A 21,014-nucleotide genomic window follows, 5' to 3' on the forward strand; every position below is an offset into this window, starting at 1 on the left:
TTTAAAGACGTGTGATTTTACTAACGGAAACCGCATGAAGGGGCCCGAGCGCGGCGGCCGCCGCGCGGCGCCCGACCGGACTCCCGTCACCACCCGGCCTCCCGCATGCTCTTGCATTACTCTGCAAATCTATGCCAGAGTTCGGGCATCGGATCGATTACGCCGAATCCCGTCACACATCGCTAGATCAGGGGCCCGTTCAGGCGGGTCAAGGGTGCATCCATGTCGAAGGTCTTGAGCAAGCTTCCGGTCGGTGAACGGATCGGCATCGCATTCTCCGGTGGGTTGGACACCTCCGTCGCCGTCGCGTGGATGCGCGAGCACGGTGCCTTCCCCTACGCATACACGGCCGACATCGGCCAGTACGACGAGCCGAACCTCGCCGACGTCCCGGCCCGGGGCCGCGCGTACGGTGCCGAGCAGGCGCGGCTGGTCGACTGCCGGGCCGCGCTGGTCGAGGAGGGCCTGGCCGCCCTCGCCTGCGGCGCCTTCCACATCCGCTCCGCCGGGCAGACGTACTTCAACACCACCCCGCTCGGCCGCGCCGTGACCGGCACCCTGCTGGTGCGCGCCATGCAGGAGGACGGCGTCTCCATCTGGGGCGACGGCTCCACCTACAAGGGCAACGACATCGAGCGGTTCTACCGTTACGGTCTGCTCGCCAACCCCAACCTGCGGATCTACAAGCCGTGGCTGGACCAGGCGTTCGTCGACCAGCTCGGCGGCCGCAAGGAGATGTCCGAGTGGCTCGCCGAGCGGGACCTCCCCTACCGGGACTCCGCCGAGAAGGCCTACTCCACCGACGCCAACATCTGGGGCGCCACCCACGAGGCCAAGCGGCTGGAGTACCTGGACGCCTCCCTGGAGATCGTCAGCCCGATCATGGGCGTGGCCTTCTGGGACCCGGCGGTCGAGATCCAGACCGAGGACGTCACCGTCGAGTTCGAGTTCGGCCGCCCGGTCCGGATCAACGGCCAGGAGTTCGCCAGCGCCGTCGACCTGGTCCACGAGGCCAACACCATCGGCGGCCGGCACGGCCTGGGCATGTCGGACCAGATCGAGAACCGCATCATCGAGGCCAAGAGCCGCGGCATCTACGAGGCCCCGGGCATGGCGCTGCTGCACATCGCCTACGAGCGGCTGCTCAACGCCATCCACAACGAGGACACCATCGCCACGTACCACACCCAGGGTCGGCGGCTCGGCCGACTGCTCTACGAGGGCCGCTGGTTCGACCCGCAGTCGCTGATGCTGCGGGACAGCATCCAGCGCTGGATCGGCCACCCGGTCACCGGCAGCGTCACCCTGCGGCTGCGGCGCGGCCAGGACTACTCGGTCATCGACACCCAGGGCCCCAACTTCAGCTACCACCCCGAGAAGCTGTCGATGGAGCGCAGCGTCGACGCCGCGTTCGTCCCGGACGACCGCATCGGTCAGCTGACCATGCGCAACCTCGACATCGCCGACTCCCGCAGCAAGCTGGAGCAGTACGCGGTGCACGGCCAGCTGGCTCCGTGGAGCGGCTTGATCGGCGAGCTCGCCCCGGGCGGAGCGGCTCCCATCGCCGCCGGCACCGGTGACGAGGAGGACCCGACCGCCCTCGACCACGCGGCGCTCGAGTCCGGCACCGACTGACGCACCTCGCACCCGCCGAGGGCCGTCGCACCCCAGTGGTGCGGCGGCCCTCCGGGCTTTGCGGCGGCCCGGGGTTTCCGCCACCCGCGCCCACCGCCCCGCCTGCCGACCTCCACGCCTGCCCGCCACCCCGACCGAACACCGCCCCGGTTCACCCGAACAGCGGCACCGGCCGGGCGCCCTCCGCCCGTCCGGGACTGAATGGCGACCGGCGCCCGGCGTCGGGAAGGCGGGTCCGGGACGGGCGAGGCGATCGGCCCGATGCCGGCTCCCGTCGGCGCCGCTCTCCCCTCACCGGATCCGCACCACCCCCCGCCCCCGCACCGCCCGGGCCCCCAACCGCCCGGCATCAGCCCTCGGCCTCGCCGCCACCGCCTCCCGCACCGTCAGCAGGATCTCGCCGTCGTAGCGCTCCGCCAGCACCCGCGCCAGCTCCGCCGCCCCACCCGGCCGGACCTCGGGCGCCAGCTCCGGCAGTCGGCCCGGGGCGCTGAGGTCCTGGGCCTGGGCGGCCCAGTGGGCCGCGTCGCACCGCTCGCCCTCGGCGGTGTAGTGCACCGCCAGGCAGTGCACGGCCAGCTGGTCCCCGTACTGGGCGGCTATCCGCCACCAGAAGACGCCGTCCGCCGTGCGGCCCATGCCGTACAGCAGGCAGCCGAGCGTCCGGAAGGCGGTCTTCTCGGCGAGTTCGAGGTCCAGGGCCAGCTCCCCCGGCTCCACCGCGCCCGCCACCCCGGCGCACAGGTGCCGCAGGTCGCGCCGCAGCTCCGCCCGTCCGCCGGCCCATCGGGGCTGCCCCGCGGCCGCTCCGGGACCGGACCCCGACCCCGGGCCGGAACCGGCCCCCGCCCCCACCGCCGCACCGGTCCCCGCGCCCGGCCCCGCCGCCGTTCCCGGGCTCGGCGCGACGGCCGGAACGTGCGGCGGCCGGGCGCCGGCGGGCGGCCGGGCGAGGCGGTCGCGAACCGCCGGGACGGGCCGCCGGGCGGTGGCGAGCCTCTCGGCCAGCAGACGCGTGAAGTCCACCGGGTCGTGGTCGTCGAACTCCCGCTCCAGCTCGACGGCGTGCGCGAGCAGCAGCTCCGTGACCCTCATGTCCGCGCCCCGCCCTCGTCCGGGTGTTCCAGCAGGTACTCCAGGTGGCGCCGCCCGAGGCTGTAGTACGTGCGGGCCGTGGTGTGCGCGATGCCGAGGGACCCTCCGATGTCGTGGTACGACAGCCCGGCCTGGCGCAGCCGGACCACGTCGGCCTGGACCGGCGCGGCCCGCGCGAGTTCCTCCATGGCCCAGTCCAGGGCGTCCAGCTCGGCGAGCTCGTTCAGCTCGTCCTGGCTGGTGTCGGGACGGCGTTGGGCGATGACCCGCAGTCGCTTGCGCTCGGCCCGGCGGCGCTCGCGCAGCACGTCCACCACCGCGTCCTTGACGACCTTGAAGGCGAAGGCCTGCGGATCGGGGCTGGCCAGAGCACGGCGCCAGTTCTTGTAGAGCGTGGTGCCGGCGTTCTGGACGGCGTCCTGGGCGTCCTCGCGGTGGTGCAGGCGCTGCTGGGCGTAGCGGAGGTAGCCGGAGTTCTCTCGGGTGAAGAAGGCCTCGAAGTCGTTCGGCAGGTCGGCGAGCGGATCGGCTCGCAGGCCCCGCTCCTCGCCCGGCCCGGGAGTGCTCACGCGGGCCCCCCCTTTCGTCGGTCAGCTGGCCGGCCCGCCCGGTGGCACGCCGACGGCCCCTTGAGGGCTCGTGGTGTAACCGTCCGGGAGGTCGCCGATGTCGACCGGATCGGGCCGACAATTGCCGAACGTTTCCGTTCGCTTTTGACCAGCGCCGCTGACCTGCCGCTTCACCCGCACGGCCTCGACCCCGAGAATCGAAACGTGACCCACATCACACCCGAAGAGAGGGTGGCTTGACAAACCCCACCATGCCGCTCCCGCCACTCCGGACACCCCCCGAGCCCGCCGGGACGCGCCACGCCCTACGGCGCCGGTTCCACCTCGGCCGCGTCCAGCGCGGCGGTCACCCGGTCCAGCAGCCCGCGCAGCACGGCCAGGTCCTCGACCGGCAACCGAGTCGCCGCCAGCAGCCGACGCGGAACCTGGCCGGCCCGCTCGCGCAGCGCCGCCCCGTCGGACGTCAGGCGGACGGTGACCGACCGCTCGTCCTCCGGACTCCGCTCACGGCGCACCAGTCCGGCCGTCTCCAGTCGCTTGAGCAGCGGGGAGAGCGTCCCGGAGTCCAGCCGCAGCCGCTCGCCGATCCGCTTGACGGGCAGTTCGCCCTCCTCCCACAGCACCAGCATGACCAGGTACTGCGGATAGGTGAGCCCGAGATCCCGCAGCAGTACCCGGTACACGCCGCCGAAGGCGCGGGAGGCCGCGTTGAGCGAGAAGCAGATCTGCTGGTCGAGGCGGAGCAGCTCCTCGTCCGCCATGCCGGGGTGGGTGGTCATGCACCCATGGTACCGATCACCATCGCACCATTGAGTTGTGCGCAATTGAATTGCGTGCTCTACTTATCCCAGCGCAGCGGCGACCGAGTGACCGCCGCCGAGCACGCCGGACCGGCAACCGCCCGGACCGGCCGCAGGAACACCCAGGACCCGAAGGGGAAGCCACCATGGACGCGCTCTACACCGCAGCCGCCACCGCCAACGGCCGGGAGGGCCGCGCCGTCAGCTCCGACGGCCGGCTGGACCTCGCGCTGGCCATGCCGCCCGCGCTCGGCGGCAGCGGTCAGGGCACCAACCCGGAACAGCTCTTCGCCGCCGGCTACGCCGCCTGCTTCGCCAGCGCCCTCGGCCTGGTCGGTCGGCAGGCCCGGGTGGACACCAGCGAGGTCTCGGTGACCGCCGAGGTCTCCATCGGCAAGGACGGGGCCGGCTTCGCCCTCGCCGTCGTCCTGCGCGTGGAGCTGCCCGAGGCGCTCGCGGGCGAGACCGGTGAGCTGCTGGTCAAGCAGGCGCACGAGGTCTGCCCGTACTCCCGCGCCACCCGGGGCAACATCCCGGTCGAGCTGGTCGTCGAGTAGGCACCCCGCCGACGGGCCGGGCCCGCTGCGGGCGAACCGCGGCGGGCCCGGCCAGTCACCCCGGTGTCAGTCGCCACCCGGCCCGTTCGCCGAACGCAGCGTGTCCAGTCGGTGCCGGTACTCCTCCGCGTCGATCTCGCCCCGCGCGAACCGCTCCGCGAGCACCTGCTCCGGGGACACCCACTGGCTCCCCTGCCCACCGCGGCCCTCCTGTCCCACCCGGCCCCAGCCGTGCGGGCCGTCCACCCCGGGTCCACCGGCACCGGGCGCCGCCCGACCCGGCGGAATCGGCTGTCGCGAGCGCGACACGTACCGGAACAGGGCGACGGCGAGCAGCACGACGATCACCAGGAACAGCAGCGTCGCGAACGCCATCAGCCCCATGCCCCAGCCACCCACGTGGCCGTGTCCGTGCCAGTACCTCATCAGGACCTCCTCCTCCGGCCCCGTCGGGACCCGCCGAGGTGAGCAGCGCCTTATCACCATCGTGCTCCCACCACCGGTGAAAGCGGCGTGAGGGAGGGCTGAGAAAACGTTCCGGCACTCGGTCCGGCGGCAACCGGGGTAGCGTGCCGTCGTGACCCGCCAGCCGCCGCCCGCCCCCGACCCCCGGTACCGCACGGCCCACCAGCCTCCCGCGGCCCTCCACCCGCCGTACGACGACCGCTCCCCCGAGCAGCTCGTCGCCGCCGGGGTGGTCCGGCGTCACCACGATCCGCGGCCCCACCCGGCACTCGGCCACTCCCCGATCGGCTACGTCACCACCGCGCTCTGGGCCGAGCTGACCGCCCTCGCCATCGCACCGGACGCCGCGGAGACCACCGCCACCGCGCTGCTGCACTCGATCGCCGAGCGCGCCGTGGACGCGGCGCTCGCCCCGGGCAACGAACGGGCCCCGCGAGACGACCTGTACGTGACCGACCCCGCCCACATCGGCCCGCACCGCCGGGCGGTCTGGTTCCAGCGCTCCACGCCGCACGGCACCCCCGGCACCCCCGGCACCCCCGGCGCGCACGGCGCCCACGCCCCGCGCGGCCCCCTCGACCTGCTCACCCCGCTCGACCCGCGCGGCGGCGACACGACCCGCGGCCCGATCACCGCCTCCTTCGCACCCCACCATCCGTAGGCGCCCGGCGCCCAGCGCCCAGCACTCAGCGCTCGACCCGGAGGCTGTGACACACCCAGCTCAGCCGGTCCGGCCCGCCGTACGGCGGGCGGTCGTGGTACGTCCCGTCCGCCACCGAGATGTTGACGATCAGGTAGGCGTGCCACGCGGGCCCGACCCCGTGCAGGTCCGCGTAGACCAGTTCGTCCTCCACGTACCAGTCCACCGAGTTCGCGCCGAGCACCACCCGCAGGTCGAAGGTCGCCCCGAGCCCGATGCCGGCGTTCGCGCCGTGCCAGTAGCGGAAGCCGCCCCGGACGTGGTTGGAGATCTCCAGAAGGTCCGGGTTGTCCGGGTGGTACTCGAAGAGGTCCACCTCGTTGCCGCCGTCCCGCCAGGTCCAGATGGCCGGCCAGGCGCCGAGTTCCACGGGCAGCGTCACTCTCGCCGACAGGACGTCGCCGGTGACGGCCTGGAATCCGTCCGGGCTGCCCTCGGTGGTCAGCAGGTTGCAGCTCCAGAGTCCGCCGCTGTGCCGCCTGACCGCGGTGAACCGACCGTCCGGGCAGTAGTCGCGGCTGAGGTAGTCGAGCTTGTGGTCGCTCCGATTGGTCGGCCCCATCCGGGGATAGGCGCTGCTGCGCCCGGCGATCCACTGGCTGGTCGAAGTGAAGTCCGCGTCGAACACGACTGTCACGGCCGCCTCCCCGAAGCTCCGCCGTCCCGGCAGTCCACACCGCCGGGCACACAGGGTGAGTTACCCGGTACCCTCCGCAGTATGCGAAGCGGATCGTTCGGGTCGGGACGAACGTGCGATGCGGGAGGGCCCGCCCGGGCCGTCAGCCGACGGGCGTCGTGCCTGCGGTGCCGAGCCGGTCGGTCACCGAGACCACCCCGTCCACCGAGCGGCAGAGGTTGAGCACGATCGGCACCAGGTGCGGCTCGGGCACGGTGCCGCTGAGCACCACCCGGCCCTGGTTGACCTCCACCCCGATCTCCGCCGGGCTGACCCCGTCGATCCGGCCGAGCACCTCTTCGACGATCTCCCGCCGGATCACCATGTCCTCGCGCAGGAAGACCCGCAGCAGGTCACCGCGGCTGACCATGCCGATGACCCGCCCCTCGTCGTCCAGCACCGGCAGCCGCTTCAGGCCGTGCCGGCTCATCAGCCGGGCCGCCGCGACCACGCTGGTGTCGGGCGTGGTGCAGACCGGCTGGGCCGTCATCAGGTCGGCCGCGGCCACCTCGCCGTCCGGGCCCGGTGCCGCCGACTCGGGCGCGGGCAGCAGGCTGGCCGGGTCCTCCTGGGCGGCCAGGGTGCGCAGCAGGTCGGCCTCCGAGACCACGCCGAGCGGTCTACCGTCCGGGTCGACCACCGGCACGCCGGTGATGTCGTACTCGCTCAGCAGCGCCACGATCTCCCGGAACCCGGTCTCGGGCGAGACCAGGACCACGGGGCTGGTCATCACGGATTCGACGGTGGCATGCCGCACGCCGGTTCACCTCGTCCAACGCTGCTGGTCCGATCGGGCTCGGATCGTCCCGACCGGTACCGGCAGCATCGCCCCCGGTGGCCGGGACCGCCAGGGGCCAAGGGGCCGAACGGGTGGGACCTTGGGCCTGCCGCACCGACGCGCCCCCGACATCGGGCGCACCGGACACCAGCCGTACCGGAGGACACCGTGCGCACCGGACACCATGTGCACCGGACACCATGTGCACCGGACCACCCGCCCCCCGGGGGCACGCCTCCCCCGACGGGATCAGGCGTGGGTGCTCGACCCGCAGACGAAGACGGGCAGCGGCAGGAAGCCGTGGCTCCGGATGTCGTCCTTGGCCTCGCCGGAGGTGCAGAACCAGCCCTGTCGGCCGAACACCTTCCGCAGCGCCTGGCCGTGCGCGTCGCTGCTGGTCCAGTCGCCGTCCCGCACCCCGAGGTAGAGGACCCGGCCGTACGGGCTCGCGAGGAAGTTCGGGCTGATCATGCCCCCGGACGTGGGGGCGATCCCGTCGACGTTCTTCAGGACGAGCTCCCCGGGGTCGTCGCCCGGCTTCCGGTGCCCGCCGGTCACCTGGCCGACCCAGCGGCCGACCGAGTACGGGACGATCGCGTTCGGGTCGTGCAGGAGCGCGTCCTCCCCCTGGTCGTCCGCGACGCCGGAAGTCACGCACGGGCCCGCGTAGAAGGCGCCGGGGTCACCGTTGGAGACGGCGGAGGACGCGAGAGCGGTCATCTCGTCGGAGGTGAAGCTCGACCGGCGCTGGGAGGAGTCCGAGTAGAACTGGCCCGGCACCACCGGTTTGATCGTCGCGTCCGGCCACCGCGAGTCGATCTGCCGCCAGTTGGTGATGTCGCACGCGTAGATCGACCGCAGCTCGAAGCTCGTCAGGCTCGTCGGCGCGTTGCCGCCCGCCGGAGCCGCCCAGGTCACCGCGTCCTTCACGAGGGGGACGAAGTCGACCGAGGTCGGGTCGGTCACCCGCGGCCCCCTGCTCAGCCGCACGAAGTCGACCGTCGCACCGGTGTTGCTGTTCAGGGTGGTCAGCGCCTGCCGGGTGTTGGTCGGCCGGAGGACGGAGGAAGCCCCCGCCTTGGGCGTGATCGTTCCGGTTCCCCTGGCGTCCCAGCTGTACAGCCGGGGCGAGGCGGTGTCCCCGGCCGCCGCGAGCGAGGCGTTGTAGTCCGTGGCGAGCGCGTTGAAGAGCGCGTCGGTGGCGGGGGCTCCCATGCCGACCAGGTCGGTGCCGGCGGGCGTCGGCGGGTCGGCGGGGGCCGGGGCGGCCGTGACGAGGGCGAGTGCGGCGGCCAGCGCGGCGGCGGCGCCGAGTCGTGCGGTGAGGCGGGGCATGTGCGCTCCTCGGAGGGTCGACGGGGTGGGCACCGAGATCCTCGGGTCCCGCGCCCGCCGCGTCACCCCCGCCGGGCCGGGGCGACGGGCATCGTCCGCTGGTCGGCAGCGGGCGGCCCGCCCCGGAGCCCCGGACGTTCTTCCCCCGGTGTCCCGCCGCTTGCCCGGCATATGCCCACCGCTCTCCCCGAACGGCGCAACCATCACATGATCGACTCGTTGGACCGTCCACCACGACAGCGGAACGGCTCCCGGGAGGGCCCCTTGGCAGTACGGGCAGTACGGGCGGTACAGGCGGTACGGGCAGGAGGGGCGGCACGGACGGTGAGCGCGGCCGCGCTGCGCCGGGGCGTCACCGCGCGCCCGGTGGCCGTGGCGGAGGCCTCGCTGGTGCGCCACTACCGGCGACTGGTCCGGCCCGCCTACCTGGCGCTGCCGGCCGACCGCGACCGGCACACCCGGGTGCTCGCCGCCCACACCGCGGTCCAGCGGGCCCTGCCCACCCGCTGGACGCGCCGCCCCGGACCGGCCGCCGGCGAGCGGACCACCGAGCCCCCGGACACCTCGGACACCCCGAACAGCCCGAACAGCCCGAACAGCCCGAACAGCCCGGACGAGCCGAACGGCCCGGATGACCCGGTCTACGCCGCGCTGCGCCTTCGGGTGCTGCGCGCCGCGCTCCGGCCGCGCCCGGCAGGCCGTCTCCTCCAGCCCCGGGTCTGGGGCCTGCGGCTGTTCACCCCGCACGGTGGCGAGCGGGACGCGGCGCTCGACCACGCGCTCGCCGCACTCGCCGCCCCGGCCAGGGCGGCCTTCGCCCTGCGGACGGTCGAGGGGCTGGGGCCGGAAAGCGCCGCCGAGGTGCTGCGGCAGGCCGGGGTGGCGCACCCGGCGGTGGCGGTGGCCGTCGCCGGGCAGGTCCCGTCCGGCCCGGACCCGCTGCCGGCCGCCTTCGACCCCTGCGCCGTCCGGGTGCAGCCCGCCGACCTGCTGCGCCGTCGCCGCGCGCTGACGGCCGCGCTCGCGGTCGGCGTGCTCGGCCTCACCACCACGGCCGGGGTACTGGGCGGCTCACGCCCCGCCGCGCCGGACCGTCCCACGGCCTCGCCGCTCGCGGGCTCCGACACCGACCCGTCCCACCTGGTCCGGGTCGCCCCGGACGCCTGGCAGCACACCACCCGGGTCGACTTCACCACCTGGCCCGCCCGCGGCGAGCGGAGCGAGGACGGCGCGCTGCTCGGCCGAGCACTGGAGGCCTGGGCCCGGCCCGGCACCGGGACCCACGCCGAACCGGGTACGGACCCCGCTCCGCCCGTCGCACCCGCGCACCTGCTGTTCGCCGGCACGGTGGACGGCACCGGTGTGGTGGTGTTCTCCGACGGCGCGCGGATCGCCCGCTACACCGACGGCCGGGACGGCCGCGACGGTGTCCTGGACCTCGCCCGGGCCGACGACGCCGACCCGACCACGGCGGGCGCGGTGGTCCTGCGCCGTCAGGGCGCCACCGTCCGCTACCTCCTGGCGCCCTGGGTCGACTCCGCCGGGACCCGCCGGATCGACCAACCCGACGCCCCCGCCCGTCCGTTGGACCACCCCGAGGGGCTGACCGCCGCGGCCCCGGCAGTCGGCGGGCCCGCCGACTGCCGGGGCGCCACCCTGCTCCAGCTGCGCTCCTCCCCCGTGGCCGCAGAGAAGGACGCCTTCCTGCTGGCCGACCTGGGCGGCCTGGTCCCCGCCCACCTCACCTACGCCCCGCCGGAGGAGCAGGCCCGACCGCAGCACGCCCGAGCGGAGCAGGCCCGGCCGGAACGCGAACCGGGCGAGGCCACCGGCCAGGAAGCCCTGCGGGCCTGGGCCCGGGCCGGCTGCGCCGTCCCCGACGGCACACCGGGCGTCAAACGGCTTGACCTCTGGGCCTTCGCCGTCCAGCCGCTGCCGCAGAACGCGGGCTCGGCTTCCTGGGTCTGTCTGCGCGCCGACCGCTGGGACGGCGCGGGCAGTGCGGCCACCGCCGTCGTCCTGCCGGGCGCCGGCGGGCCGCAGCGCACCGGTGGGGGCCCGGGTCGGGCGTGCAGCCGCTTCGAGCCGGACACCGTCGCCTGGACGTGGTGGCGCTCCCCGCACGGGACGGAGTTCGTGCTCGCGGCGGGCAGCCGCCGGGTCACCCGGCTCGCCGTCAAGGGCCCGGGCTGGTCCGCCGACCGCCCCGCGCCGGACCGCACCTTGGCCGTCGAACGCCCCGCCCGGGCGACCGTCCAGGTGGAGGCACAGCTCGACGACGGCACCCGGATCGTCCCACCGCACTGAGGCCCCTCCTCCGCACGGGCTCCCACCGCCCGCGCGGATCACCGCCCCGGCCACCCCACCACCGCCGCCCGACCGGACGGCTCCCGCTCGTAGTCGGGCAGTTCGACGCTGCTGACCCGCTTGCCCAGTTCCAGCATCCGATCCAGCGCCCAGCGCCGGTTGAGCAGCGCGTTGCGGAAGCGCAGCCCGGTGGCCGTGCGCGGCGCGAGGAAGGGCCCGGTCCGGTCCCCGCCCTTCTGGCAGCCCTGCGCGTAGCCGCGCAGCCGCTGCTCGTACCGCTCGAAGGCGGCCCGGTGGTCGCCGTCGGCACGGGCGAGCTCGCCCGCGAGGACGTAGGCGGCCACCACCGCCGTCCCGGTGCCCATGCCGCCGATGGTCGCGCCGCAGGCCGCGTCACCGATCAGGGCGATCCGGCCGGTCGACCAGGCGGGCACGTCGGCGCGGCTGATCGAGTCGAAGTACGGCTCGGGGGCGGCGTCCAGGCTCTCCAGCAGCTGCGGCACCCGCCAGCCGAGGCCCGCGAAGGCGGCCCGGACCAGCGCCTTCTGCTGCGCCGGGTCGTGGCGGTCGTAGCGCAGTTCGGGCGAGGCGAAGAGGCAGAACGCGCCGGCCCGGTCCGGGTCGCGGTGGGCGGCGCCGACGGACATCAGCCGACCGGGGACGTTGAGGCCGACCGAGCCCACCGGCAGCCCGAGGTCGTTGGGCAGTTGCCAGGTGGCCGCGTAGTAGCCGAGGTGGCGGACGTAGCGCCGCTCGGGGCCGAAGGCGAGCCGGCGGACGTTGGAGTGCAGTCCGTCAGCCCCGATCACCAGGTCGAACTCGCGCGGCGCGCCGTGCCGGAAGGCGACCCGGACCCCGCCCGTGGTCTCCTCCAGCGCCGTGATCGTGTCGCCGAAGACGTACTCGGCGCGGGCGCTGCTGTGCCGGTGGAGCAGCTGGGCCAGCTCCCCGCGCGGGACCTCCAGGTCGCCGCCGGCGAACTCGGCGGGCAGGTGCAGCAGTCGGCGCCCGTCGGGGGCCACGAAGGTCATCGGACTGCCGCCGGTGCCGAGCGTGCGCAGCTCCTCCAGGACGCCCATCCGCTCCAGCACGGTCAGGTGGGTGCGGCCGCGGAAGTCGACGTCCTGACCGCCGTCGCGCAGCGCGGGGGCCAGTTCGACCACGGTCACCTCGAAGCCGTACCGGCCCAGCCAGTGGGCCAGTGCGGGGCCGGCGATGCTCGCACCCGAGATCAGGACCTTGGTGCTCATGGAAACCACTCCGTCCGAGGATCGAAAAACTGTGTCTGGCGGACACTGTTCGTTGCTGTGTACGGTAGACACAGTTGGATCGGAAGGGCAAGCCCCTGGCGGAAGCGCGGACCGGACACCCGGTCGGCAGCCCGCACGGACCCCGGAACGGGAGCGGACGAATGGCCGAGGCGGCGAACGGGACGGTGCGGCTGCTCTGGGGGCCGCCGGCCAAACCCACCCGGGGGCCGAAGCCGACCCTCAGCCTGGAGCGGATCGCCGCGGCGGGAGTCGAGGTCGCCGACGCGGAGGGGCTCGGCGCGGTCTCCATGCAGAAGGTCGCCGGACTGCTCGACTTCACCAAGATGTCGCTCTATCGATACGTCCCCGGCAAGGCCGAACTGATCGCCCTGATGGTCGAGTCGGCCGTCGGCGCACCGCCGGAACCACCGGAGGGAGGCGACTGGCGGGATCAACTCACCGCCTGTGCGCACGACTTGGCCGACTCCTTCACCCGGCACCCGTGGCTGCTGGACGCCACCGTCGGCGTCCGCGCGATCGGCCCGAGGGAACTCGCCTGGCTGGAGAGGCTGGTGGGCGCGCTCGACGGCCACGGGCTCACCGGCCCCGAACGGATGGACGCCGCCGTCCTGCTCACCGGGCACGTACGCGGGATCGCCGCGCAGTCCCGCTCCGCCGGACCGGCCCGCACGCCCGAGGCCGAACTCCTCGCCGCCCTCGGCACCGTGGTCCAGGAGAACGCCGACCGCTTCCCCGCGGTCGCCGCCGCCATGGCGGACCCGGGCGGCCGCGACCGGGCGCTCGAGTTCGGCCTGGAGCGCATCCTGGACGGGCTCGCCGCCCTGATCGAGCGCCGCACGACCGCCGACCCCGCCAGCAACGGCCGAACGACGACCGGCCGAACGAACACCGGTCGCACGAACGCCCTCTGACCCGCGCCCCGGACGACCGTCGGCTCACGTCGGAAAACCGTTCGGACCGCCGCCCGTTCACTCGCTACCATCGCGGCCCATGGCGATGTTCGTGCACCTGACCGCCGCGGCGAACGCGCCGCGCATCCGCCGCGCCGGCATCCGCGCCGACAGCTGGGGCCAGGACGGCGTGCGCGGGGTGTACTGCTTCCCCGTGCTGCCCTCGTACACGCTCACCCATCAGTGGCTGCGCGAGCTGGCCCGGTTCGGCCCCAAGGGCGCGCTGATCGCGGTGCACCTCCGGCTGGACGACGAGCAGGAGGTGCTGGCCGGGCACTACGGCGGCCGCGCCCGGGACGCCCACCGGCCGCTGCGCGCCGCCGAGGCGGTCCGGCGGATCGGTGCCCTGGCCGACCCGCGCGGCTGGGAGGTGTTCCTGCCGCGCGCGGTGGGAGCCCGCGAGGTGCACCGGATCCGCGCCGTACCGCAGGTCACCGGCTGGCGCTACCTGCCGGGCGCCCACGGCACCCGGCCCTGCACCTGTTTCGGCTGCCGCGTCCACGGCGAGTACGGCAGCCGCCGGCTGCGCGAGCGCCACCCGCACCCGTTGGACGGCCCGCCGCCGCCCTCCCCCGTGCTGCTGGCCCGGATCGCGGCGGCCGGCGAACCGGGCGATCCCGCCGAACTGCGCTCCGCACTGCACTGGTTCGGGCTGCGCCGGCGCGGTCCGGTGGACCGCCTCGCCCACCTGGCCGCCCACCCGGACCCTGAGGTGCGGGGGGAGCTGGTGTGGGCCGTCGCCCGCTGGTCCACCCCGGGAGTCTCCGAGCTCCTTGACCTCCTGGCCGAGGATCCGCACCCGGACGTCCGCGGGGCCGTCGCGGCGGTCCGGGACCACTGAGGTCCCGGCCGCCGTCACGCCGTCCGCCGGTGCGCCGAGGTCAGGTCGCGCACCAGCGCCGGATCACGGCCGCCACCGGGCCGCACGGGTCACGGGCCGCACGGGTCAGGGACCGCCGGACCGCCCGGGTCACGGCGCGCCACCGGCCCGCGCGCCCGCGCGGCGCGCCGTCAGGAGACGCGCTTGAGCTGCCAGGAGTTCTTCTCCAGGCTCGGCACCGCCGAGTAGTTGCAGCCGGAGCCGTAGAAGGTGCTCACGATCGTCCAGCCGTCCGGCGGCCAGGTGGAGGCGCAGGCGTTGACCACGGTGCCGACGGGGTAGCCGGTGAGCTGCATGATCTTCTTGGTGTTCGGGGTGAACCCGGAGCCGCAGCCGCCGCTGTTCCACCACTGGACGTCCACGTAGCCGCTCGGCGTGAGCGAGGACGAGCAGCTGGTGCTGGTGTCGCCGGGTGCGGCCTGGGCCGTTCCCGCGGTCAGGGTCAGCGCGGCGGCGGTACAGCCCAGGGCCAGGACGACGGAACGAAGGCGTGTCACGGGGTCGGCTCCTCTCGGTGACGCGGAGCGTCCGCGTCCCGCCCATTCCTATCCGTGCGACCGCGGTGACGGACAGCGGCTTTCCGGCCCGACCCGCGGCGCGTTCTCGCCCATCCCCGCCGGGAGCGGTCCGCCGTCACTCCGCTGACCTGCGCGGTCCCCCGTCGACGTGCCCGTTCGCCGGATCCGGGTGATCATGGGACGAACCGTGTCATCGGCGATTCGGCGCACCGGGCCGTCGGCCCCGGGAGTGCCCGGAAGGTGGAATCGATGTTCCAGCTCCTGTGGATTCTGCTCATCGGCTTCGTGCTCGGCGTGCTCGCCAAGCTGATCCTGCGCGGACCGCAGTCGATCCCCTGGTGGCTGACCATGCTGCTCGGCGCCGCCGGGGCGTGGCTCGGCAACGCCGTCTCCGGCTGGATCGGCGTCCGCCACACCTCGGGCATCGACTGGATCCGGCACATCCTGCAACTCGCCTTCGCCGTCGCCCTGATCGCCTTCGTCGCCCCGGCGTGGACCAAATCCCACCAGAACCGCTGACCGGCAGACGGACCGTCCGCCCCCGCAGGCCGCGCACCCGTGCCACCGGCCGGCGGGGGCCGGGCCCTCCGGACCACCGGACCATCCCCGACCGAACCACCGGACCATCCGCGACCGGACCACCGGCGGCCGGGCCATCGGCGGCCGGGCCATCGGCGGCCGGGCCCGCTCAGCCCACGTGGACGGCCGGGCGGCGCGAGCGGTCCGGCTCGGCCTCGCGCAGCACCTCGCGGGTGACCGGGGCGATCTCACCCTGCCCGAACAGGAAGAACCGCAGGAACTGGGCGAAGGGGTTTCCCTCGGTCCACTCGAAGTAGATGTGCGGCTGCTGCCCGGTGAGGTCGCGCACCCGGAGCAGCAGTGCGGCCAGCGCGTTGGGCACGCTGGAGCTCTGCAGCGCCAGCACCCGGTAGCGGTCGTGCAGCACCTCGCCGTGCACGGTCAGTTCGGCCTCGAAGTCGGACGGGTCGAGCACGGTGACCTCGACGAAGACCAGGTCGTCCTCGGCCGGGATGTCGTTGTCCCGCCGGATCTGGTGGATCTTGTCGCGGTACTCGGCGATGTCCCGGCTGTTCGGCTCGTTGGCGATCAGGCGCAGCGGGCGGTGGGTGTAGTCCCGGACGAAGCGTGCCGCGACGTCGTCCAGCACGACGTCGGTGACGCGCAGTTCGAAGGCGCGCTTGAGCCGGGACAGGAACGAGACCAGCATGATGCCCGCGATGAAGCAGGCGCCGATCTTGACGCCGTCCGGCCGCTCGGCGATGTTCACGGCCGTGGTGTAGAGGAACACCGCGGCGATCACGCCGAAGCCGGCCCGCCAGCGGCGCTGCCCGGCCTTGTGGGCGGCGATGGTGACGGCGATGGCGGCGGAGCTGATCAGGACCAGCACGCCGGTGGCGTAGGCGCCGCCCTGGGCGTCCACGTTGGCGTCGAAGATCCAGGTGACCAGGAAGGCGATGAGGGTGAGCACGATGACGGTCGGCCGCACCGCCCGCGCCCAGTGCGGGGCCATGCCGTAGCGCGGCAGGTAGCGCGGCATCAGGTTGAGCAGTCCGGCCATCGCGGAGGCGCCGGCGAACCAGAGGATGGCGATCGTGGAGAGGTCGTAGACGCTGCCGAAGCCGCTGCCCAGGTACTCGTGGGCGAGGTAGGCGAGCGCCCGCCCGTTGGCCTGGCCGCCGGCCTTGAACTGGTCGGCCGGGATGAGCAGCGTGGTGATGAAGCTGGTGGTGATCAGGAACACGCTCATGATCACCGCCGCGGTGGTCAGCAGTTTGCGGGCGCCGCGGATCCGGCCGGTGGGCTTCTCCTCGGTGTCGTCCGGGTCGCCCTCGATGTGCGGCATCACGGCGACGCCGGTCTCGAAGCCGGACAGGCCGAGTGCCAGTTTCGGGAAGACGATCAGCGCCACCCCGATCATGGCGATCGCGTTGCCGTGCTCCACGGTCAGCGCGTCCGTCCAGTCGCTGAACACGTGCGGGGCCCTGAGCACGTGCCAGAGGCCGTTGGCGACCACCACGACGTTCAGCGAGAGGTACACCGCGACCAGCACCACGGCCAGGCCGATCGCCTCGCTGAAGCCCTTGAGGAAGACGGCGCCGAGCAGCGCGATCATGATCATGGTCAGCATGACCTGCTTGCCGGTCAGCGCGCTGTGCAGGTGGGGGTTCTCCACCAGGTGGGCGCTGGCGTCGGCGGCGGACAGGGTGATGGTGATCATGAAGTCGGTCGACGCGAAGCCCAACAGGGTGAGCACGAAGAGCTTGCCCTGCCAGAACGACAGCAGCCGCTCCAGCATCGCGATCGACCCCTGGCCGTGCGGGCTCTCCTGGGCGACCCTGCGGTAGACGGGCAGCGCCCCGAGCAGGGTGACGACCACCAGCACGATGGTGGCCAGCGGCGAGACCAGCCCGGCCGCGAGCGCCGCGATGCCCGGCTGGTAGCCGAGCGTGGAGAAGTAGTCCAGGCCGGTCAGGCACATGACCCGCCACCAGCGCTGGCCCTTCTCCTGCTGCGGCTCGGCGTGCGGCCCGGGGTGCTGCTTGGCCATGTCGGACAGGCCTTCCAGCAACCAGGCCCGGAACCGCCCGCCCCGGGAGGCGGGCTCCGTCCCCTGCTCGGCCGACCCCGACGAAACCACGTGCACCCCTGTCCATGACGCGACGGTCCGTGAACCGGCCGGGCGCGCACGCCTCCGGGCCCCGGCGGCCGCCGGACGGCGGGCCTGGTCAGGCTAGGGGACCGGCCCGCCCGGGCCGGTCAACCGCGCGGGCCGACACGCCCGGGTGCGCCCGTACGGCCCTCCCCGGCGGCCCACTGCCCCCACGGACACCCCGGGCCCGCGCGGCAGCCTGCGCGGACCTCCCGAAACACGCGAGGATGTCCGCGCGCACCCGACACGCCGGGTCGACGCGCCCGTGGACTCGCGCCCGGGCAAGGGCAGGGAAACGAGGAGGTCGCGGTGGTCGAGCCGAGCCGGCGGAGGATTCTGGGCCTGGGTCTGATGGCGGCCGCCGTCACCTCCTGCGGCCCCCGCCGCCCGGACCCGGCCGCCGGCCCGCAACCGCCCACCGCCTCGGCAGCGGAAGCCTCCGCCGGCCCCGGCACCGGCGGCCGGGCCGCCGACGGGCACACCGGCACCGCAGCGGCCGACGAGCGCTCCCGTCCCGGCAATCCGGACTGGGAGATCGCCGACCCCGGCCCGGACGGTGCCATCGAGGGCTTCGCCGACCGGGTCAGCGTCCTGCCCGGCGAGCCCTTCGGCCTGCACGTCTCCACCCCCGCCGCCGCCTTCACCGTCTCCGCCTACCGGATGGGCTGGTACGACGGCGCCCGCGCCCGGCTGGTCTGGCGCCGCGAACACGTCCCCGGCGGCAAGCAGGCCGCGCCGCACGTGGACCCGGCGACCCGCACCGTCCTGACCGGCTGGCAGCGCACCCTCGCGGTGGACACCGCCGGCTGGCCCGAGGGCGCCTACCTGCTGCGCCTGGACGCCGAGGACGGCTCCGGTCGCCGCTACGTCCCGCTCACCGTCCGCTCGGCGAGCACCGCCGGCCGGACCGTGGTGATGAGCGCCCCGGCGACCTGGCAGGCCTACAACGAGTGGGGCGGCTACAGCCTCTACAACGGCCCGTCCGGCGGCCTGGCCGGCCGCTCGCTGAAGGTCGTCTTCGACCGGCCGTACGACTACGACCACGGTGCCGGGCTGTTCCTGGTGTACGAGGCCCCGCTGGTCGTCCTCGCCGAGCGGCTCGGTCTGCCGCTCGCGTACACCACGGGCGTCGACGTGGCCCGGGAGCCCGGTCTGCTGGCCGGGGCGAGCGCCGTCCTGTCGCTCGGCCACGACGAGTACTGGTCGCCCGAGCAGCGGGCGAACGTGGCCGCGGCCCGGGACGCCGGGACCAACCTGGCGGTCCTGGGCGCCAACTGCTGCTTCCGCCGGGTCCGGTTCGAGCCGACCGACCTCGGGCCGGACCGCACGGTGGTCTGCTACAAGGACGCCTGGGAGCAGGACCCCGGCCACCGGGCGGGTGCCCCGGCGACCACCGACTTCCGGGCCGGCCCGGGCGCCGACCCCGAGAGCTCGCTGCTCGGCGTCATCTACGACGGCTACCCGGTGGACGCCCCGTACGTCGTCACCTCGCCCGGGCACTGGGCATTCGAGGGGACCGGCGTCGCGGCGGGAGCCTCGTTCCCGCACCTGGTCGGAGTGGAGTACGACAGGGTGAACACCGGCTTCCCCACCCCGCGCCCGATCGAGGTGATCGCCCATTCCCCCGTGGTCTGCGAGGGCCGCCGCTCCCACTCCGACACCGCCTACTACACGGTGCCGAGCGGGGCCGGGGTGTTCGCCACCGGGACGATGCGCTGGGTGGAGGCGCTGGAGGCCCGCGGCCCCGGCGGCGGCCGGGCCGACCACGGCATCGACTCGCACGCCGGGGACCTCGTCCGGCAGGTCACCGAGAACGTCCTGCGCGCCTTCGCCGCCGGCCCGGCCGGCCGCACCCACCCCGCCGGGGACAACCTCGACTCGGTCTACGGCGCGGCGTAGCGCGGAGCCGGGCTCAGCCCGCGGCCGGCGGCGTGAAGGTCTCCGCCGGGCCGAAGTCCGTGTAGCGCTCCTTCGTCACGGCCGGCTTGCCGGCCACCACCGTCGACACCTCGCCGCGGACGACCCGGCCGAGCCGGTCGATCCACAGCTGGACGTCGGCCCCGTCCACGCCCTGGTTCTGCCGCCCGTCCCCGTACTTCGGGTTCGCGCGGCGGAGCTGGTCCGCCGAGAGCCGGGCGGCGAGGTGGAACACCGGCACGCCCGCTTCGGTCTCCATGCCCTTGCGGGCGGCGGGCCCGGCGTCCAGCAGGACCCTGGCGTAGCCGTCGTTGTCCTCCACACCCTTCCCGGCTTGCGCCGGGGGCTTCTCGTCCCTCGTCCAGGTGGTCTCACCGGTCTCCTTGTTCCGCCGGTAGATGGCCTGGTCGATGGTCACCGTCTCCTCCCAGGCCAGGACGAGGGCCCCGCGGACCATCTTCGTCTCCGCGCGGGCTCCCTCGGCCGGGGTGTTGTGGTTCGACCGCCCGGTGACGGTGGTCACCTCCTTCTCGGTGCCCTCACCCGCCTCGACGCTCGTCTCCAGGGTCGCGGCGTACGGCTCGCGGGAGCGGTGGGCGATCGCGGCCGCGGGGTCGAAGGCGCCGCTCGCGTCGGCGGGGGCCCCGGTGGCGTCGGCAGCGGCTGCGGTCGTGCCGGCAGCGGCGCCGGTCGTCGGGGCGGCGGGGGCGCCGGCGGCGGCGCCGGTCGTCGGGGCGGCGGGGGCGCCGGTGGCGGCGGGCGACGGGCCGGTGCCGTCGGAGCCGCATCCGGTCAGCGCGGTCAGCGCGAGGACCAGGGCGGTGGCGGGCAGGAGGATGGTACGACGGGACGTCACAGGCGTTCTCCGGAGATACCGTTCTGGGTGGATGCCGCCCGTCACCGTAGCGCACCGTGGTCGAACGGAGGTCCGCTTTCCGGCCGGGAGAGGAAGGGGTCCGGGCCACCGATACACTCACACGGTCCAACCACCGCAGGTCATCAGGAAATCCGACCGGTACGGCAGCGTGCCGCCGGCAAGGGCACGAGGGAAACAGAACATGGTCGAGGCCTCCCCCAAGGTCGTTGTGGTCGTCCCCACGTACAACGAGCGGGAGAACCTGCCGGTCCTCGCGGGCATGCTCGCCGAGCTCCCGGTGCCCGATCTGCACCTGCTGGTCGTCGACGACAACTCGCCCGACGGCACCGGCGAGATCGCCGACAAACTCGCCGCGGACTCCGACGGCACCGTGGGCGTGCTGCACCGCACCGAGAAGGACGGCCTCGGCCGCGCCTACCTGGCCGGCATGGCCAAGGCCCTGGACGAGGGCGCGGACATCGTGGTGCAGATGGACGCCGACCTCTCCCACCCGGCCTCGGCGATACCCGCGATGGTCGAGGCGCTGCTCACCGAGGACACCGCCGTCGTGCTGGGCTCCCGCTACGTCGACGGCGGCTCGACCGCCGAGGAGTGGCCCTGGCACCGCAAGGCGCTCTCCGCCTGGGCGAACCTCTACGTCAACGCGATCCTCAGCCTCGGCGTGAAGGACGCCACCGCCGGGTTCAAGGCCTGGCGGGCCGACACCCTGCGCGCCATCGACCTGCCGACCGTGCAGAGCAACGGCTACTCCTTCCAGGTCGAGATGAACTACCGGGTCGTCAAGCAGGGCCTGACGATCCGCGAGGTGCCGATCCGCTTCGAGGAGCGGATCGAGGGCGCGTCCAAGATGAGCATGGGCGTGCAGGTCGAGTCCGCGCTGGCCCCCTGGAAGCTGCGCTTCAACCGCGAGGGCTAACGGGCAACGGGCGCGGGGCGCGGCCTCCCCCGATGCGGTCGTACGGGTGCCGGACGGCCCCGGGGGCGGTGTGAACGGCGGATGCGGGGAAGAAGGG

General features: G+C 74.1%; 20 protein-coding genes. 9 read left to right on the forward strand and 11 right to left on the reverse strand.

Going from position 1 to position 21,014, the window contains the following annotated elements; all coding sequences use genetic code 11:
- The first annotated feature begins 222 nt into the window (after positions 1-222).
- On the forward strand, positions 223-1,635 hold the full coding sequence (gene argG, locus ACWD4P_RS11620; protein ID WP_359831175.1) for an argininosuccinate synthase: 1,413 nt from the start codon (positions 223-225) through the stop codon (positions 1,633-1,635).
- Positions 1,636-1,926: 291 nt separating this feature from the next.
- Here the strand turns inward: argG and ACWD4P_RS11625 are convergent, their stop codons facing one another.
- From ACWD4P_RS11625 to ACWD4P_RS11635, 3 genes are all read right to left on the reverse strand, one after another.
- Positions 1,927-2,730, reverse strand: coding sequence for a hypothetical protein (locus tag ACWD4P_RS11625; RefSeq protein ID WP_449779441.1), 804 nt, complete (start codon positions 2,728-2,730; stop codon positions 1,927-1,929).
- Complete coding sequence (locus tag ACWD4P_RS11630) at positions 2,727-3,299, reverse strand: RNA polymerase sigma factor (protein ID WP_359831778.1); 573 nt, start codon at positions 3,297-3,299, stop codon at positions 2,727-2,729. Before ACWD4P_RS11630 ends, ACWD4P_RS11625 begins: the two co-directional genes overlap by 4 nt.
- Positions 3,300-3,604: 305 nt before the next feature.
- Entirely contained in the window at positions 3,605-4,078 is a 474-nt protein-coding gene (locus ACWD4P_RS11635; protein WP_449779442.1) for a MarR family winged helix-turn-helix transcriptional regulator, read from the reverse strand.
- A gap of 167 nt (positions 4,079-4,245) precedes the next feature.
- Between ACWD4P_RS11635 and ACWD4P_RS11640 the strand changes: the two genes are divergently transcribed.
- The gene (locus ACWD4P_RS11640) at positions 4,246-4,656 is read left to right on the forward strand and encodes an organic hydroperoxide resistance protein (protein ID WP_359831774.1); all 411 of its coding nucleotides are present in this window, start codon (positions 4,246-4,248) and stop codon (positions 4,654-4,656) included.
- Positions 4,657-4,722: 66 nt separating this feature from the next.
- On the opposite strand, the gene ACWD4P_RS11645 is transcribed toward ACWD4P_RS11640, so the two are convergent.
- Complete coding sequence (locus ACWD4P_RS11645) at positions 4,723-5,082, reverse strand: SHOCT domain-containing protein (protein ID WP_449779443.1); 360 nt, start codon at positions 5,080-5,082, stop codon at positions 4,723-4,725.
- A 151-nt stretch (positions 5,083-5,233) separates the two neighbouring features.
- On the opposite strand from ACWD4P_RS11645, the gene ACWD4P_RS11650 reads away from it, so the two are divergent.
- Positions 5,234-5,782 carry a hypothetical protein gene (locus tag ACWD4P_RS11650; protein ID WP_449779444.1) on the forward strand — a complete coding sequence of 183 codons (549 nt, stop codon included), beginning with the start codon at positions 5,234-5,236 and terminating at the stop codon, positions 5,780-5,782.
- A gap of 25 nt (positions 5,783-5,807) precedes the next feature.
- Here the strand turns inward: ACWD4P_RS11650 and ACWD4P_RS11655 are convergent, their stop codons facing one another.
- The 3 genes from ACWD4P_RS11655 to ACWD4P_RS11665 all read right to left on the reverse strand — a co-directional run bounded on the left by ACWD4P_RS11655 (position 5,808) and on the right by ACWD4P_RS11665 (position 8,610).
- The gene (locus ACWD4P_RS11655) at positions 5,808-6,458 is read right to left on the reverse strand and encodes a beta-glucanase (RefSeq protein WP_449779445.1); all 651 of its coding nucleotides are present in this window, start codon (positions 6,456-6,458) and stop codon (positions 5,808-5,810) included.
- A gap of 142 nt (positions 6,459-6,600) precedes the next feature.
- Positions 6,601-7,227, reverse strand: coding sequence for a CBS domain-containing protein (locus ACWD4P_RS11660; RefSeq protein WP_449779446.1), 627 nt, complete (start codon positions 7,225-7,227; stop codon positions 6,601-6,603).
- Positions 7,228-7,524: 297 nt separating this feature from the next.
- Positions 7,525-8,610 (reverse strand): substrate-binding domain-containing protein, encoded by a 1,086-nt coding sequence (locus ACWD4P_RS11665; protein WP_449779447.1) that lies wholly within the window; start codon positions 8,608-8,610, stop codon positions 7,525-7,527.
- A gap of 324 nt (positions 8,611-8,934) precedes the next feature.
- Here ACWD4P_RS11665 and ACWD4P_RS11670 point away from each other — a divergent pair, with 324 nt between their 5' ends.
- Complete coding sequence (locus tag ACWD4P_RS11670; RefSeq protein WP_449779448.1) at positions 8,935-10,917, forward strand: hypothetical protein; 1,983 nt, start codon at positions 8,935-8,937, stop codon at positions 10,915-10,917.
- Positions 10,918-10,955: 38 nt separating this feature from the next.
- On the opposite strand, the gene ACWD4P_RS11675 is transcribed toward ACWD4P_RS11670, so the two are convergent.
- Entirely contained in the window at positions 10,956-12,167 is a 1,212-nt protein-coding gene (locus ACWD4P_RS11675; protein ID WP_449779449.1) for an FAD-dependent monooxygenase, read from the reverse strand.
- A 161-nt stretch (positions 12,168-12,328) separates the two neighbouring features.
- On the opposite strand from ACWD4P_RS11675, the gene ACWD4P_RS11680 reads away from it, so the two are divergent.
- Both ACWD4P_RS11680 and ACWD4P_RS11685 read left to right on the forward strand, forming a co-directional pair.
- The gene (locus ACWD4P_RS11680) at positions 12,329-13,099 is read left to right on the forward strand and encodes a TetR/AcrR family transcriptional regulator (protein WP_359829612.1); all 771 of its coding nucleotides are present in this window, start codon (positions 12,329-12,331) and stop codon (positions 13,097-13,099) included.
- A 79-nt stretch (positions 13,100-13,178) separates the two neighbouring features.
- Positions 13,179-13,979, forward strand: a complete 801-nt coding sequence (locus ACWD4P_RS11685; protein WP_449779450.1) for a HEAT repeat domain-containing protein — start codon at positions 13,179-13,181, stop codon at positions 13,977-13,979.
- A gap of 170 nt (positions 13,980-14,149) precedes the next feature.
- Here the strand turns inward: ACWD4P_RS11685 and ACWD4P_RS11690 are convergent, their stop codons facing one another.
- Complete coding sequence (locus ACWD4P_RS11690) at positions 14,150-14,515, reverse strand: hypothetical protein (RefSeq protein WP_359829614.1); 366 nt, start codon at positions 14,513-14,515, stop codon at positions 14,150-14,152.
- A 270-nt stretch (positions 14,516-14,785) separates the two neighbouring features.
- On the opposite strand from ACWD4P_RS11690, the gene ACWD4P_RS11695 reads away from it, so the two are divergent.
- Positions 14,786-15,055, forward strand: a complete 270-nt coding sequence (locus ACWD4P_RS11695; protein WP_359829615.1) for a GlsB/YeaQ/YmgE family stress response membrane protein — start codon at positions 14,786-14,788, stop codon at positions 15,053-15,055.
- Between the two features lie 169 nt (positions 15,056-15,224).
- On the opposite strand, the gene ACWD4P_RS11700 is transcribed toward ACWD4P_RS11695, so the two are convergent.
- Positions 15,225-17,105, reverse strand: a complete 1,881-nt coding sequence (locus tag ACWD4P_RS11700; protein ID WP_359829616.1) for an APC family permease — start codon at positions 17,103-17,105, stop codon at positions 15,225-15,227.
- Between the two features lie 411 nt (positions 17,106-17,516).
- Between ACWD4P_RS11700 and ACWD4P_RS11705 the strand changes: the two genes are divergently transcribed.
- Positions 17,517-19,106, forward strand: a complete 1,590-nt coding sequence (locus ACWD4P_RS11705) for a N,N-dimethylformamidase beta subunit family domain-containing protein (protein WP_449779451.1) — start codon at positions 17,517-17,519, stop codon at positions 19,104-19,106.
- Positions 19,107-19,119: 13 nt separating this feature from the next.
- On the opposite strand, the gene ACWD4P_RS11710 is transcribed toward ACWD4P_RS11705, so the two are convergent.
- The gene (locus tag ACWD4P_RS11710; protein WP_449779452.1) at positions 19,120-19,980 is read right to left on the reverse strand and encodes a WW domain-containing protein; all 861 of its coding nucleotides are present in this window, start codon (positions 19,978-19,980) and stop codon (positions 19,120-19,122) included.
- Between the two features lie 202 nt (positions 19,981-20,182).
- On the opposite strand from ACWD4P_RS11710, the gene ACWD4P_RS11715 reads away from it, so the two are divergent.
- On the forward strand, positions 20,183-20,917 hold the full coding sequence (locus ACWD4P_RS11715) for a polyprenol monophosphomannose synthase (RefSeq protein WP_359827572.1): 735 nt from the start codon (positions 20,183-20,185) through the stop codon (positions 20,915-20,917).
- The last annotated feature ends 97 nt before the right edge of the window (positions 20,918-21,014 follow it).

Source organism: Kitasatospora sp. NPDC002543 (assembly GCF_053594915.1).

Bases quoted from the DNA above. Each gene is read 5' to 3' on its own strand.
- argG (WP_359831175.1), top strand. From the start codon at position 223: ATGTCGAAGGTCTTGAGCAAGCTTCCGGTCGGTGAACGGATCGGCATC.
- ACWD4P_RS11625 (WP_449779441.1), bottom strand. From the start codon at position 2,730: ATGAGGGTCACGGAGCTGCTGCTCGCGCACGCCGTCGAGCTGGAGCGG.
- ACWD4P_RS11635 (WP_449779442.1), bottom strand. From the start codon at position 4,078: ATGACCACCCACCCCGGCATGGCGGACGAGGAGCTGCTCCGCCTCGAC.
- ACWD4P_RS11640 (WP_359831774.1), top strand. From the start codon at position 4,246: ATGGACGCGCTCTACACCGCAGCCGCCACCGCCAACGGCCGGGAGGGC.
- ACWD4P_RS11645 (WP_449779443.1), bottom strand. From the start codon at position 5,082: ATGAGGTACTGGCACGGACACGGCCACGTGGGTGGCTGGGGCATGGGG.
- ACWD4P_RS11660 (WP_449779446.1), bottom strand. From the start codon at position 7,227: ATGACCAGCCCCGTGGTCCTGGTCTCGCCCGAGACCGGGTTCCGGGAG.
- ACWD4P_RS11665 (WP_449779447.1), bottom strand. From the start codon at position 8,610: ATGCCCCGCCTCACCGCACGACTCGGCGCCGCCGCCGCGCTGGCCGCC.
- ACWD4P_RS11675 (WP_449779449.1), bottom strand. From the start codon at position 12,167: ATGAGCACCAAGGTCCTGATCTCGGGTGCGAGCATCGCCGGCCCCGCA.
- ACWD4P_RS11680 (WP_359829612.1), top strand. From the start codon at position 12,329: ATGGCCGAGGCGGCGAACGGGACGGTGCGGCTGCTCTGGGGGCCGCCG.
- ACWD4P_RS11685 (WP_449779450.1), top strand. From the start codon at position 13,179: ATGGCGATGTTCGTGCACCTGACCGCCGCGGCGAACGCGCCGCGCATC.
- ACWD4P_RS11695 (WP_359829615.1), top strand. From the start codon at position 14,786: ATGTTCCAGCTCCTGTGGATTCTGCTCATCGGCTTCGTGCTCGGCGTG.
- ACWD4P_RS11700 (WP_359829616.1), bottom strand. From the start codon at position 17,105: ATGGCCAAGCAGCACCCCGGGCCGCACGCCGAGCCGCAGCAGGAGAAG.
- ACWD4P_RS11715 (WP_359827572.1), top strand. From the start codon at position 20,183: ATGGTCGAGGCCTCCCCCAAGGTCGTTGTGGTCGTCCCCACGTACAAC.